This is a genomic window from Azotobacter salinestris, assembly GCF_009363155.1.
Classification (GTDB): Bacteria; Pseudomonadota; Gammaproteobacteria; order Pseudomonadales; family Pseudomonadaceae; genus Azotobacter; species Azotobacter salinestris.
The window spans coordinates 3,165,914-3,178,011 of sequence record NZ_CP045302.1; the positions used below are offsets into that span (position 1 = coordinate 3,165,914).

A 12,098-nucleotide genomic window follows, 5' to 3' on the forward strand; every position below is an offset into this window, starting at 1 on the left:
GGAAAATCGCTGCGCGAGTTTTCCACCCTACGATCGAGGAGGCCTCAACTCGGCAGAATCCGGCAGGTCAGGCTCTTGATGTAGCGGGTTTCGGCGATGGCCGGGTGCACCGGATGGTCCGGGCCCTGGCCGCCGCGTTCGAGCAGCTGGATGTGGCGGTCGAGGTGGCGGGCGCTGGAGAGGAGGATATTCTGCAGGTCGTCCTCCGGCAGGTGCATCGAACAGGAGGCGCTGACCAGGATGCCGTCCTTGTTGAGCAGACGCATGGCTGCCTCGTTGAGGCGGCGGTAGGTGGCCTCGCCGTTCTTCAGGTCCTTCTTGCGCTTGATGAACGCCGGCGGGTCGGCGATGACCACGTCGAAGCGTTCCTCGGCGGCCTTCAGCTCCTTCAGGGCTTCGAACACGTCCCCCTCGACGCAGGCCATCTTCTCGGCCACGCCGTTCAGCGCGGCGTTGCGCTCGACGCCGTCCAGCGCCAGCGCCGAGCCGTCCACGCACATCACTTCGGTGGCGCCGAACGCCGCGGCCTGCACGCCCCAGCCGCCGACGTAGCTGAACAGGTCGAGCACCCGCTTGCCCTTGACGTAGGGCGCCAGGCGCGCGCGGTTCAGGCGGTGGTCGTAGAACCAGCCGGTCTTCTGCCCGCCCTGCACCGGGGCCTCGAACTTCACGCCGTTCTCCTCCAGCGAAACCCACTCCGGCACCACGCCGAAAGCGGTCTCGACGTAGCGTTCCAGGCCTTCGGCATCGCGGGCGCTGGAGTCGTTCTTGAACAGGATGCCGGCGGGCCTCAGCACCTGCACCAGGGCCTCGACCACGGCGTCCTTGTGGCGCTCCATGGCGGCGGAGGCGAGCTGCACCACCAGATGGTCGCCGAAGCGGTCCACCACCAGGCCGGGCAGCAGGTCGGAGTCGCCGTAGACCAGGCGGTAGCAGGGCGCGTCGAACAGCCGCTCGCGCAGGGAGAGGGCGACGTTGAGGCGATGCACCAGGAGCGACTTGTCCAGCGGGTGCTTGAGGTCGCGGGAGATCAGCCGCGCGCAGATCAGGTTGTTCGGCGAGAGCGCGACGATGCCGAGGGGTTTGCCGCCGGCCGCTTCGAGGATCGCCTGGTCGCCGGCCTGGAAGGCGGTCAGCGGGGTGGCGAGCACGTCCACCTCGTTGCTGTAGACCCACAGGTGGCCGGCGCGCAGGCGGCGCTCGGCGTTGGCTTTCAGTCGCAGGCTGGGCAGGGACATGGGGCACTCTCGCAAAAAGCGCGGAGTATAGCGAAAGCCGGGGACGGTTCAGGTCTTCAGCCGATAGCCCGTCTTGAAAATCCAGCGCACGCCGGCCAGGCAGAGGACCAGGAAGAGCGCGGTCATGCCCAGGCTGACCGGCAGGCTGACGTCGGCCACGCCGTAGAAGCTCCAGCGGAAGCCGCTGACCAGGTAGACCACCGGGTTGAACAGCGACACCGTCTGCCAGAACGGCGGCAGCATGTCGATGGAGTAGAAGCTGCCGCCGAGGAAGGTCAGCGGCGTGACGATCATCAGCGGGACGATCTGCAGCTTCTCGAAGCCGTCGGCCCAGATGCCGATGATGAAGCCGAGCAGGCTGAAGGTGACCGAGGTCAGCACCAGGAAGGCGACCATCCACAGCGGGTGCTCGATCTGGAAGGGCACGCAGAGCCGCGCCGTGGCCAGCATGATGGCGCCGAGCAGGATGGACTTGCTGGCGGCCGCGCCGACGTAGCCCAGCAGGATCTCGATGTAGGAGATGGGCGCGGAGTGGATCTCGTAGATGGTGCCGGTGAAGCGCGGCATGTAGATGCCGAACGAGGCGTTGGAGATGCTCTGGGTGAGCAGGGCCAGCATGATCATGCCGGGCACGATGAAGGCCCCGTAGCTGACGCCGTCGATGTTCATCATGTGCGAGCCGATGGCCGAGCCGAACACCACGAAGTACAGGGCGGTGGAGATGACCGGCGAGGCCACGCTCTGCATCAGCGTGCGCCGCATGCGGGCCATTTCGAACAGGTAGATCGCGCGTATGCCGTAGAGGTTCATGAGGGCGAGTGCACCAGGCTGACGAAGATTTCCTCCAGGGAGCTTTCCGAGGAGCTGAGGTCCTTGAATTCGATGCCGGCCTCGCCCAGCCGTTGCAGCAGGCGGGCGATGCCGCCGCCATTGGCCTGGTTGTCGTAGGTGTAGACCAGTTGGCCGCCGTCGGCCGACAGCTCCAGGCGGTAGGCCTGCAGCGACTCCGGGATCCGCTCGAGCGGCGCGCTCAGGGTCAGGGTCAGCTGGCGCTTGCCGAGCTTGGCCATCAGCGCGTCCTTCTCTTCCACCAGGATGATCTCGCCCTGGCGGATCACGCCGATGCGGTCGGCCATTTCCTGGGCCTCCTCGATGTAGTGGGTGGTCAGGACGATGGTGACGCCGCTCTCGCGCAGGCGCCGCACCATGTCCCACATGCCGCGGCGCAGCTCCACGTCGACCCCGGCGGTGGGCTCGTCGAGAAAGAGGATCTGCGGCTCGTGGGACAGCGCCTTGGCGATCATCACGCGGCGCTTCATGCCGCCCGACAGGGCCATGATGCGGCTGTCCTTCTTGTCCCACAGGGACAGCTCGCGCAGCAGCTTCTCGATGTAGGCGGGGTTGGCCGGCTTGCCGAACAGGCCGCGGCTGAAGGTGACGGTGCTCCACACGCTCTCGAAGGCGTCGGTGGACAGCTCCTGCGGCACCAGGCCGATCCTGGCGCGCGCCGCGCGGTAGTCGGCGACGATGTCGTGGCCGTCGGCCAGGACCCGGCCTTCGCTGGGATTGACGATGCCGCAGATGATGCTGATCAGCGTGGTCTTGCCCGCGCCGTTGGGACCCAGCAGGGCGAAGATCTCGCCCCGGCGGATTTCCAGGTCCACGTTGCGCAGCGCGGTGAGGCCCGACGCATAGGTCTTGGACAGGCCATGGATGGCGATGGCTGGCTGCACGCGAGTCTCCCTGTTCCCCTTGTGCAGCGATTCTACCCGGCCCGGTCCGCTCCTCGCACGCCTGCGCGAGGGGCCGGCTACGCTCAGGCCAGCGCCGGCGCGTCCTCGGCAGCGGTTTCCCGCGTCCTGAACACGGCCACCCGCTGCTGCATCAGGGCCGCCTGCTCCTCCAGGGCGGCAGCCGCCGCGCGGGACTGCTCCACCAGGGCGGCGTTCTGCTGGGTGGTGCCGTCCAGCTGGCCGATGGCGCCGTTGATCTGGCCGAAGCCGCTGCGCTGCTCGCGGGTGGCGGCGGAGATCTCCTCCATCAGGCTGGCCAGCTGGTGGATGGCGTCCACCGCGTCGCGGATGCTCCGCCCGCTGTACTCGGCCTGGCGGGCGCCTTCGCCGATCTTCTCGCCGATACCCTCGATCAGGCCGCGGATCTCCTGGGCCGAGGTGGCGCTGCGGCTGGCCAGGTTGCGCACTTCGGCGGCCACCACGGCGAAGCCGCGGCCCTGTTCGCCGGCGCGGGCTGCCTCCACCGAGGCGTTGAGGGCGAGGAGGTTGGTCTGGAAGGCGATCGCGTCGATGACCCCGATGATGTCGTTGATCTTCTGCGAGCTGTCGGCCAGCTCGCGCATCAGCAGGATGCTGCGCTCCACGTCCTGGCCGCCGCTCTGCGCGGTGCGCGCGGCGGTCGCGGCGAGCCGGTTGGCCTGCTCGGTGGCCTCGCTGGTCTGCCGGGCGGTGGCGCTGATCTGCTCCATGCTGGCGGCCGTCTGCTGCAGGGCGCTGGCCTGCTCCTCGGTGCGCGCGGCCAGCTCCTGGCTGCCGTGGAAGACTTCCCGGGCGCGGCTGTAGACGCTTTCGCTGCCGCTGTGCAGGGAGCCGACCAGGTCGGACAGCTTGCGGTTGGTTTCGTCCATGGCGTTGAGCAACTGGCCGGTCTCGTCGTGGGCGTGGCCGGCGAGGTCCTGGGTCAGGTCGCCCTCGGCCACCCGGCGGGTCGCCGCCAGCGCCCGCTGCAGGGGGCTGGTGATGCTGCGGGTGATGTACAGGGCCATCAGCACGGCGATCAGCAGGGCCAGGGCGGCGAAGCCGAGCAGGCCGACCTGGGCGTTGCGCAACTGCGCGGCGACCTGCTCCCTGGCCTGGGCCATGTGCTCGGCGGCCTTGCGGTCGATGGCCGCGCCGCTTTCGTCGAGGCGGTAGACCTCGTCCTTGTAGCGGCCCATGGCGCTGTTGGCGGCGGCCGTGTCGGCGAACTCGCCCGCCCGCAGGCGCCGGTGGATGGCGTCGAAGCCGTCGGCATAGCCGTCCAGTGCCGCGGCGGACGCCTCGTAGAGCCCGGCCAGCTCCGCATCGGGGGCCTGGGCCTTGCCGGCCTGCAGGGTATCCTGCAGCTTCTTCAGGGCCGCGTCCCAGCGCGCCTTGTAGGACTGCACCTTTTCCGCATCGCGCAGGTTGATGAAGATGTCCTTCTCGAAGCGGCGTTCCTCCAGGGCCAGCAGGCGCACCTGGGCGGCGTTCTGCGCCAGTTTGGCGTTGCGGTCGAGGGCGTCGGCCGATTCCCGCAGCTCGCTCATGCCGTACAGGGCGACCACGGTGGCCGAGATGAGGAGCAGGACGAGGGTACCGAAGGCGATGCCCAGGCGGGCACCGATGGGACGGCGGGATAGCATCGGGAGGGGCCTCCTGGCATGGGACTGAGAGTCCCCCTTAGATCGGCCGCTATCCCGCGTCCTTGAGAGGTTTTTCGGTAAAATTGCCGGATCTTTTGCCGGCCGATGGCGGCGGGCTGCCGATGGCGCCCACGAAAAGGGCCCCCGGGCGTCTGCCCGGGAGCCCTGGACCGGCACAGGAAGAAGGTCAGGCGGCCGAGACCTGCGCCGCCTTGCCGCCCAGGCTCTCGATCAGCGCCTGGCTGAAGGCCGGGATGTCGTCGGGCTTGCGGCTGGTGATCAGCTGGCCGTCGACCACCACCGGACGGTCCACCCAGGTGGCGCCGGCATTCTGCAGGTCGTCGCGCAGCGACGGCCAACTGGTCAGGGTCTTGCCCTTGACCAGATCGGCGGAGATCAGCAGCCAGCCGCCATGGCAGATCGCGGCGATGGGCTTGTTCTCGCGGGCCGCATCGCGCACCAGCTCCTGGGCCATCTCGTCCAGGCGAATGTTGTCCCCGTTGACCACGCCGCCCGGCAGCACCAGCGCGTCGCAGTCCTCGATGCGCAGGGTGTCGAAGGTGCGCTCGACCGGGAAATGGTCGGCGGGTTTGGTGTGGTTCCAGCCGGTGACCCGGCCCGACTTCGCCGAGACGATCAGGGTCCGGGCACCGGCCTTGTCGAGGGCCTCCCTGGGGCCGGTGAGTTCGACCTGCTCGAACCCGTCGGTCACCAGGAAAGCCACGCGTTTGCCTTTCAGGGATTGCGTCATCGGGGTACCTCCTGAGCGGTGAATGAAGCGCCCGCGGGCGCGGGGTTCACAAGGAATCCGACCATCCCGGCCGGCAAAGTTCTGCCTCCGGTCGGCGCGCGGGATTTTCGCGCCGCGGCCTTCCTGCTATGGTCGGTGCCCGCTTTTTTCAGCCTGTCGTGCCGCCATGCCCGAACTGCCCGAAGTCGAAACCACCCGCCGCGGAATCGCCCCGCACCTGGTCGGCCAGCGCGTCGAGCGGGTCGTCGTCCGTGAACGCCGGCTGCGCTGGCCGGTCCCCGAGGACCTCGACGTGCGCCTGTCCGGCCAGCGCATCGAGGCGGTGGAGCGGCGCGCCAAGTACCTCCTGATCCGCGCCGAGGCGGGTACCCTGATCGGCCATCTGGGCATGTCCGGCAGCCTGCGGCTGGTCGAGGCCGGCTTGCCGGCGGCCAGGCACGAGCACGTGGACATCCTGCTGGAGTCCGGGCTGGCGCTGCGCTACACCGACCCGCGGCGCTTCGGCGCGCTGCTCTGGAGCCTTGATCCCCTGGAGCACGAACTGCTGCGCCGGCTCGGCCCGGAGCCTTTGGGCGAGGACTTCGACGGCGAGCGCCTGTACCGGCTGTCGCGCGGCAAGAGCGTGGCGGTCAAGCCGTTCATCATGGACAACGGGGTGGTGGTCGGGGTGGGCAACATCTACGCCAGCGAGGCGCTGTTCGCCGCCGGCATCGATCCGCGGCGCGCCGCCGGCTCGGTCTCGCGGGCGCGCTACCAGCGGCTGGCGGAGGAGATCCGGCGCATCCTCGCCCAGGCCATCGAGTGCGGCGGCACCACCCTGCGCGACTTCGTCGGCGGCGACGGCAAGCCCGGCTACTTCCAGCAGACCCTGCTGGTCTACGGGCGCGGCGGCGAGTTCTGCAAGGTCTGCGGCGGCACCCTGCACGAGGTGCGCCTCGGCCAGCGCGCCAGCGTCTACTGCGGTCGCTGCCAGCGCTGACGGGGAACTCGGCCCCAATCCTCGCCGATTGATGGCCGTCACGCCGGCGCTGTCGGGGGCGCTGCTATAGTCGCAGCTCTGCCAAAAACACCGATGAAGGACCGCCGCATGCCTCCGCTTCGCCCGCTCGCCCTTGTCCTGGCGCTGACCACTGGCCTTTCGACCCTGCCGGCGCACGGGGCGCACGCCGAGGTCGAGCAATCCAATGTCAGCGGCGATCCCGTCTATTCCGTCGAGGCGCCGCCGGCCTACGCGATGATGGGCGACCTGCTGATCGCCCGGCCGTTTCTGATCGCCGGCACCCTCATCGGTACGGCGGCCTTCGTGGTCAGCCTGCCGTTCACCGCGCTGGGCGGCAACGTCAAGGAGGCCGGCCAGGCGCTGGTCGTCGATCCGGGGCGGGAGGCGTTCGTGCGCTGTCTCGGCTGCACCACCAGCGGCTACCGTCAGGACTGAGCGGGGCGTTCGGCGTTCCGATACTTCCCGGCATCCTGCCGGCAGCGTAGGCTTTGCCCCCCTTGCCCGCGGGGCGAGGCGCTGTCCGGCCACGGGAAGTCCTGATTCTTGAATCGTCGTCTCAACGTTCTCATCGCCTTTCTGGCCGGCCTCGGGCTGGCCTATTCCTTCTGGCTCAGTCCCGGCTGGCTGCAGCTGTGCGCGGGGCTCGCGCTCTTCCTGTTCGGCATGCAGTGCCTGGAGGAAGGGCTCAAGCAGCTCGCCGGCGGTCGGCTGGAGGCGCTGCTCAAGCGCAGCACCGCCACCCCCTTCAAGGGCTTCCTGTTCGGCCTGGCCGGCACCGTCCTGCTGCAGTCCAGCAGCCTGGTGTCCCTGCTGACCGTCGCCTTCATCGGCAGCGGGCTGATCGCCCTGGCCGGCGGCCTGGCCATCGTCTTCGGCACCAACCTGGGCACCACCAGCGGCATCTGGCTGCTGGCCCTGGCCGGGCATAACATCAGCCTCGCGCCGCTGGCCCTGCCATTGCTGGTGTTCGGCGTGCTGATCGGCTTCAACGGACCGAAGAGCCGGGCGGCCGGGCGCATCCTGCTGGGCATCGGCTTCCTGTTCCTCGGCATCGACCAGATCAAGGCGGGCTTCTCCGGCTTCGGCGAGACGCTGGACATGGGCGGCTGGAAGGTCGACGGCCTGCCCGGGGCACTGCTGTTCGTGCTGCTCGGCCTGGCGGTCACCGTGGTCCTGCAGTCCAGCCACGCCTCCCTGATGCTGACCCTCGCGGCCCTGGCCGGCGGTCAGCTCGAGCTGGAGCAGGGGCTGGCTGTCGCCATCGGCTCCAACGTCGGTACTACGGTCAGCACCGCGGTGGCCGCCATCCTCGGCGGCGACCGCGGCGGGCAGCGCCTGGCGCTGGCCCATGTGCTGTTCAACGGCGTCACCGCGCTGGTGGCGCTGGTCCTGCTGACGCCCCTGGCCGCTCTGGTGCAGTGGCTGGCGACGCCGCTGGGGCTGGCGGACAACCGGCTGATCCAGCTGGCGCTGTTCCATACCCTGTTCAACGCCCTTGGCGTGCTGCTGTTCTGGCCCTGGCAGGCGCAGCTGGTGCGCCTGCTGGAGCGCTGGCTGCCGGAGCGCCGCGAGCCTCAGGTGCTGATCACCGAGCTGGCGCCGGCCGCGGTCGAGGCGCCGCGCACCCGCGCCCGCTATCTCGGCGACAGCCTGCTGGGGTCGGCCGACGCCGCCGCCAGCGCGGTGCTGCGCGAGCTGCAGCACCTCGGCCGGCTGAGCCTGGAAGTGATCTGCCACGCGCTCTACCTGCCAGTGGAGCAACTGGCCAGCGACCGGCCGGACGAGGCGCTGCTGCGTGCGCGGCCGGACGGCCACCATCTGGATGCCGAGGCGCTCTACCAGCGGCACGTCAAGGGCGTCTACGGCGACCTGCTGAGCTTCATGGGCCGGGTGGAGGTGCCGCGGGACGAGGCCCGCCAGCAGTTCTGGGTCGCCTGCCAACTGGGCGCACTGCAGCTGGTGGATGCGGTGAAGGACGCCAAACACCTGCAGAAGAACCTCGGCCACTACCTGCGCGGCGAGGACTCGCCGGTCCGCGAGGCCTACGTCGACCTGCGCCGGCATCTGCTGGCGATGCTGCGCGAGGTGCGCGAGCTGGGCCGCCTGGAGGTGCCGGACGAGGCCTGGCACGAACGCCTGCGCCTGCTCGACGAGCGTGCGGCGGACTTCGACGCGCAGTTCCGCGCCCGGCTGTTCGCCGCCACCCGCAACCGGGAGCTGGACGGCCTGCAGACCGGCTCGCTGATGAACGACCTGGGCTACGTCAGCCGCATCGTCCAGAGCCTGCGCAACGTGCTGCAGCTCGGCGACGGCCAGTCCCGCGCGCTGCGCCGGCTGGCGGTCGAGGACGAGCCCTTGATCCAGTTGCGCTGAGCGGCGGCGAGGCCGCTATTTTCTGCCTCCGCCCGCGGCGCGCGCCATGCAGCGGCGGTGGCGTTCGTCGACCCGTTTGGCAAACCAGGCGGTGGTGAGGTTGCGGGTGATCTTCGGGCTCTGCAGCTTGATGCCCGGCAGCACCGCACGCGGCAGCGCCTTGCCCTCCAGGCGCTCGGCCAGCGCGAACACGCGCTTGTAGAGCCTGGTGTCCTCGAAATCGAGTCGGTCGCCCTGTTCCAGGGCGCGGCGGATGGCCGCATCGCCCATGCCCAGCTTCTTGTCCAGCGAGCGCACGGTCAGCTCCGTCGCGCCCGGCGTGAAGGAGCCGTGGCGGATGAGGTCGCCGTCGAGCTCCAGGGGAATGCCCGAGGCCAGGCTGACGGCGTTCTGGAAAGCGGCGTTGCGGCTGGCGTACCAGCCGGCGTTGAAATCGGCGAAGCGGTACAGCGAGCGGGTGTAGCTGGCGGGATAGCCCAGCAGGTGGGCGATGCCGAAGTACATGCCGCCGCGGCGGCTGAATACCTCGTGGCGGATCGAGCCGGCGACCGGATAGGGATAGTCCCGCGCCCGGCTTTCGGCGAAGGCGATGCTGACCTGCATCGGTCCGCCGGTCTGCACCGGATTGAGACGGCCGAACAGCTGACGTCCGAGCGGGACCATGCCGATGAAATCCTCGAAGATCGCGCTCAGCTCCTTCTCGGTGCGCACGGCGCCCAGGCGTTCGCTGTAGCTCTTGCCGCCGGACGATTCGAGCCCCAGGGCGGCCCGCACCAGAAACTCCGGAATGCGCAACTGGGCGGCGCGGCGGTCGATCTCCTTGCGGGCGATCCGGGCCAGGCCGGGCACCGGCGGGTCGACCTGGAAGGTCGACTCCTGCTCGGTCACGGCCAGTACGGCGCACAGGTTCTCGGTGGTGGGGGGGATGTCCTGGGCCGCGAACGCCGCGTAGATATCGGTCGCCCAGCCTTGCCGGTCGGCAATCCTGGCCGGCATCAGCCGCACGATCTGCGCGCGCACCTCGCTCGGGCGCGGCTCCTCGGGGCGCTGCGTGCCGCAGCCGGCCAGCGTCAGCAGCAGGGCGAGGCCCAGCGCGCCGCCGCTTCGGCGCGGCGATCCGCTCATGGCCGGCGGGCTTGCGCTGCGAATGAGAGGTTTCAAAGACATGGTGTTCCGAGTCGTCGTGACGGTTCTGGTTGGGCAATGCAACGGCGGTGGCAGTTGCGGCGGGCGCACGAAAAAGCGCCGGGGCACGCGATTGCCCGACGCCTGCCGCCGCCCGGCGATGGCCAGTCACGGAGGATGGCAGTCGAGGCTATGATGGCTCACTGCTATCATTAGCGGCCGCTCAAGGCCGGGCTGCAGGCCCGCTCCCATCCACGATCTGCCCCGTGCCCCGCGGGCACGCCACGGAAAAGGCAACGCAAATGGCCCAATTCTTCCCCGCCCGCTCCGCCTGCCGCTTCGACACCCCGGGCGAGCGGCGGCTCGCCGAGCGTCTGGAGAAAAAGCTCGAGGACGACTACCTGTGCTGGTTCAACATCCCGGTCGGGCCCAAGGCGCTGCAGCCGGATTTCGTCGTCCTGCATCCGCGGCGCGGGGTATTGGTGCTGGAGGTCAAGGACTGGAAGCTGGAGACCATCCGGAGCATGGATCGCGGCAAGGCGCAGATCCTCGACGGCGGCAAGCTCAAGTCGGTGACCAACCCGATGGCGCAGGTGCGCGTCTACGCCCTGGAAGTGGCGGTGACCCTGCAGAAGGACCCGGCCTTGAAGCAGGCGGCAGGCTCGCCCCATGCGGGCAAGCTGATCATGCCCTACGGCTGGGGCGTGGTGCTGGCCGGGATCACCCGCAGGCAGTTCGAGGCGACCGGTCTGGCCGAGGTGCTGGATCCGCAGCGGGTGATCTTTCAGGACGAGATGACCGAATCGGTCGACCCCGAGGCATTCCAGCAGCAGCTGTGGGACATGTTCCACCAGGTCTTCCCCTGCCGGCTGTCGCTGCCGCAGATCGACCGGGTGCGCTACCACCTCTACCCGGAGGTGCGGGTCAACGCGCAGCCGGGGCAGTTCGGGTTGTTCGCCGAGGAGGACGCGCCGCTGCCGTCGCTGATCAAGGTGATGGACCTGCAGCAGGAACAGCTGGCGCGCTCGCTGGGCGAAGGGCACCGGGTGATCCACGGCCCTGCCGGCAGCGGCAAGACCATGATCCTCGGCTATCGCTGCGCGCACCTGGCCCAGGTGACGAGCAAGCCGGTCCTGGTGCTCTGCTTCAACCGGTCGCTGGCCGGACGCCTGCAGCAGGTGATGGACGAGCGTGGCCTGCGCGGGAAGGTCAGGGTGCGTAGCTTTCACGCCTGGTGCCGCGAACTGCTGGTGGAGCACAAGCTGAAGCTGCCGGCCCAACAGGGCAAGGATGCGTTTGCGGCGAAGCTGGTGGAGTACGCCGTCGACGGCGTGGAACAGGGACGGATTCCGGATGGCCGGTACGCGGCGGTGCTGATCGACGAGGGCCACGACTTTGAACCCGAGTGGTTTCGGCTGGCGGTGCGGATGGTCGACCCGGACACCAATTCGCTGCTGGTGCTCTACGACGACGCGCAATCCATCTATCGCGGCAAGGGCGGCCGGCGCGGCCTGGATTTCAGCTTCGCCAGCGTGGGCATCCAGGCTCCGGGCCGCACCACCGTCCTCAAGCTCAACTACCGCAATACCCTGGAAGTGCTGTCCGTGGCGCGGGCCTTCGCCAGCGACCTGCTGACCGGGCGCGAGGCCGCCGAGGACGGCGTGCCCGTCGTGGCGCCGGAGAGCGCCGGGCGGCGCGGTCCCTTGCCGGAGTTGATCCAGTGCGAATCGGACTGGCACGAGTGGAACTGCGTTGTCGAGCGCCTGCGCGACGAACAGGGCAAGGGCAGGGCGCTGAGCGACATGGCGGTGATCTACCGCAGCAACGCCCAGGCCCGACAGGCCGAGCGGGTGCTGGGCATGGCCGGCCTGCGCTATGCCTCGGGCGCCTCGTCCCATGGCCGCGGCGCGCTGTATGGCGACGAGGACGCGGTCAAGATCGTCAGCATGCACTCGAGCAAGGGGCTGGAGTTCGGGCTGGTGCTGATCCCCGGTCTGGGCGAGATGCCCGCCAAAGGGGAGGCCGAGGCCGACGAGGCGCGCCTGCTCTACGTGGCCATGACCCGCGCCACCGGCCGCCTGATCATGACCTGCCGCGGCGATTCGGCGTTCGGTCGGCGGGTTCGGGAGGCGATCGGGAGTGTGCGGCAGCGGCTGGAGGCAGTGGAGACCTGTGGGGCTGATTGAGCCTGGGCGGGTATTGCGTTGACCCGAA

The 12,098-nt window shown here is 69.4% G+C and carries 10 protein-coding genes; 4 read left to right on the forward strand and 6 right to left on the reverse strand.

Annotation, left to right across the window (positions count from 1 at the left end; translation table 11 throughout):
• Window positions 1–44: 44 nt before the first annotated feature.
• The 5 genes from GCU53_RS14610 to GCU53_RS14630 all read right to left on the reverse strand — a co-directional run bounded on the left by GCU53_RS14610 (window position 45) and on the right by GCU53_RS14630 (window position 5,386).
• A complete protein-coding gene (locus GCU53_RS14610; RefSeq protein ID WP_152388260.1) occupies window positions 45–1,238 on the reverse strand; it encodes a class I SAM-dependent rRNA methyltransferase in 1,194 nt (397 codons plus the stop codon).
• A gap of 48 nt (window positions 1,239–1,286) precedes the next feature.
• A complete protein-coding gene (locus tag GCU53_RS14615; protein ID WP_152388261.1) occupies window positions 1,287–2,048 on the reverse strand; it encodes an ABC transporter permease in 762 nt (253 codons plus the stop codon).
• Window positions 2,045–2,971 (reverse strand): ABC transporter ATP-binding protein, encoded by a 927-nt coding sequence (locus GCU53_RS14620; protein WP_152388262.1) that lies wholly within the window; start codon window positions 2,969–2,971, stop codon window positions 2,045–2,047. Before GCU53_RS14620 ends, GCU53_RS14615 begins: the two co-directional genes overlap by 4 nt.
• Before the next feature lie 83 nt (window positions 2,972–3,054).
• Window positions 3,055–4,635, reverse strand: a complete 1,581-nt coding sequence (locus tag GCU53_RS14625; RefSeq protein ID WP_152388263.1) for a methyl-accepting chemotaxis protein — start codon at window positions 4,633–4,635, stop codon at window positions 3,055–3,057.
• Between the two features lie 187 nt (window positions 4,636–4,822).
• Entirely contained in the window at window positions 4,823–5,386 is a 564-nt protein-coding gene (locus GCU53_RS14630) for a type 1 glutamine amidotransferase domain-containing protein (protein WP_152388264.1), read from the reverse strand.
• Window positions 5,387–5,552: 166 nt separating this feature from the next.
• Between GCU53_RS14630 and mutM the strand changes: the two genes are divergently transcribed.
• The 3 genes from mutM (at window position 5,553) to GCU53_RS14645 (ending at window position 8,759) form a co-directional block, all read left to right on the forward strand.
• A complete protein-coding gene (gene mutM / locus GCU53_RS14635) occupies window positions 5,553–6,365 on the forward strand; it encodes a bifunctional DNA-formamidopyrimidine glycosylase/DNA-(apurinic or apyrimidinic site) lyase (RefSeq protein ID WP_152388265.1) in 813 nt (270 codons plus the stop codon).
• A 108-nt stretch (window positions 6,366–6,473) separates the two neighbouring features.
• Window positions 6,474–6,821, forward strand: coding sequence for a multidrug transporter (locus GCU53_RS14640; RefSeq protein ID WP_152388266.1), 348 nt, complete (start codon window positions 6,474–6,476; stop codon window positions 6,819–6,821).
• Between the two features lie 108 nt (window positions 6,822–6,929).
• On the forward strand, window positions 6,930–8,759 hold the full coding sequence (locus GCU53_RS14645; RefSeq protein ID WP_167520075.1) for a Na/Pi cotransporter family protein: 1,830 nt from the start codon (window positions 6,930–6,932) through the stop codon (window positions 8,757–8,759).
• 15 nt (window positions 8,760–8,774) lie between these two features.
• On the opposite strand, the gene GCU53_RS14650 is transcribed toward GCU53_RS14645, so the two are convergent.
• Window positions 8,775–9,884 (reverse strand): DUF1615 domain-containing protein, encoded by a 1,110-nt coding sequence (locus GCU53_RS14650; RefSeq protein ID WP_167520116.1) that lies wholly within the window; start codon window positions 9,882–9,884, stop codon window positions 8,775–8,777.
• 302 nt (window positions 9,885–10,186) lie between these two features.
• Here GCU53_RS14650 and GCU53_RS14655 point away from each other — a divergent pair, with 302 nt between their 5' ends.
• Window positions 10,187–12,070 (forward strand): 3'-5' exonuclease, encoded by a 1,884-nt coding sequence (locus tag GCU53_RS14655; protein WP_152388268.1) that lies wholly within the window; start codon window positions 10,187–10,189, stop codon window positions 12,068–12,070.
• Window positions 12,071–12,098: the final 28 nt, after the last annotated feature.

Coding starts and splice junctions, on each gene's coding strand:
- GCU53_RS14615 (WP_152388261.1), bottom strand. CDS start 2,048: ATGAACCTCTACGGCATACGCGCGATCTACCTGTTCGAAATGGCCCGC.
- GCU53_RS14630 (WP_152388264.1), bottom strand. CDS start 5,386: ATGACGCAATCCCTGAAAGGCAAACGCGTGGCTTTCCTGGTGACCGAC.
- GCU53_RS14640 (WP_152388266.1), top strand. CDS start 6,474: ATGCCTCCGCTTCGCCCGCTCGCCCTTGTCCTGGCGCTGACCACTGGC.
- GCU53_RS14625 (WP_152388263.1), bottom strand. CDS start 4,635: ATGCTATCCCGCCGTCCCATCGGTGCCCGCCTGGGCATCGCCTTCGGT.
- GCU53_RS14610 (WP_152388260.1), bottom strand. CDS start 1,238: ATGTCCCTGCCCAGCCTGCGACTGAAAGCCAACGCCGAGCGCCGCCTG.
- GCU53_RS14650 (WP_167520116.1), bottom strand. CDS start 9,884: ATGAGCGGATCGCCGCGCCGAAGCGGCGGCGCGCTGGGCCTCGCCCTG.
- GCU53_RS14655 (WP_152388268.1), top strand. CDS start 10,187: ATGGCCCAATTCTTCCCCGCCCGCTCCGCCTGCCGCTTCGACACCCCG.
- mutM (WP_152388265.1), top strand. CDS start 5,553: ATGCCCGAACTGCCCGAAGTCGAAACCACCCGCCGCGGAATCGCCCCG.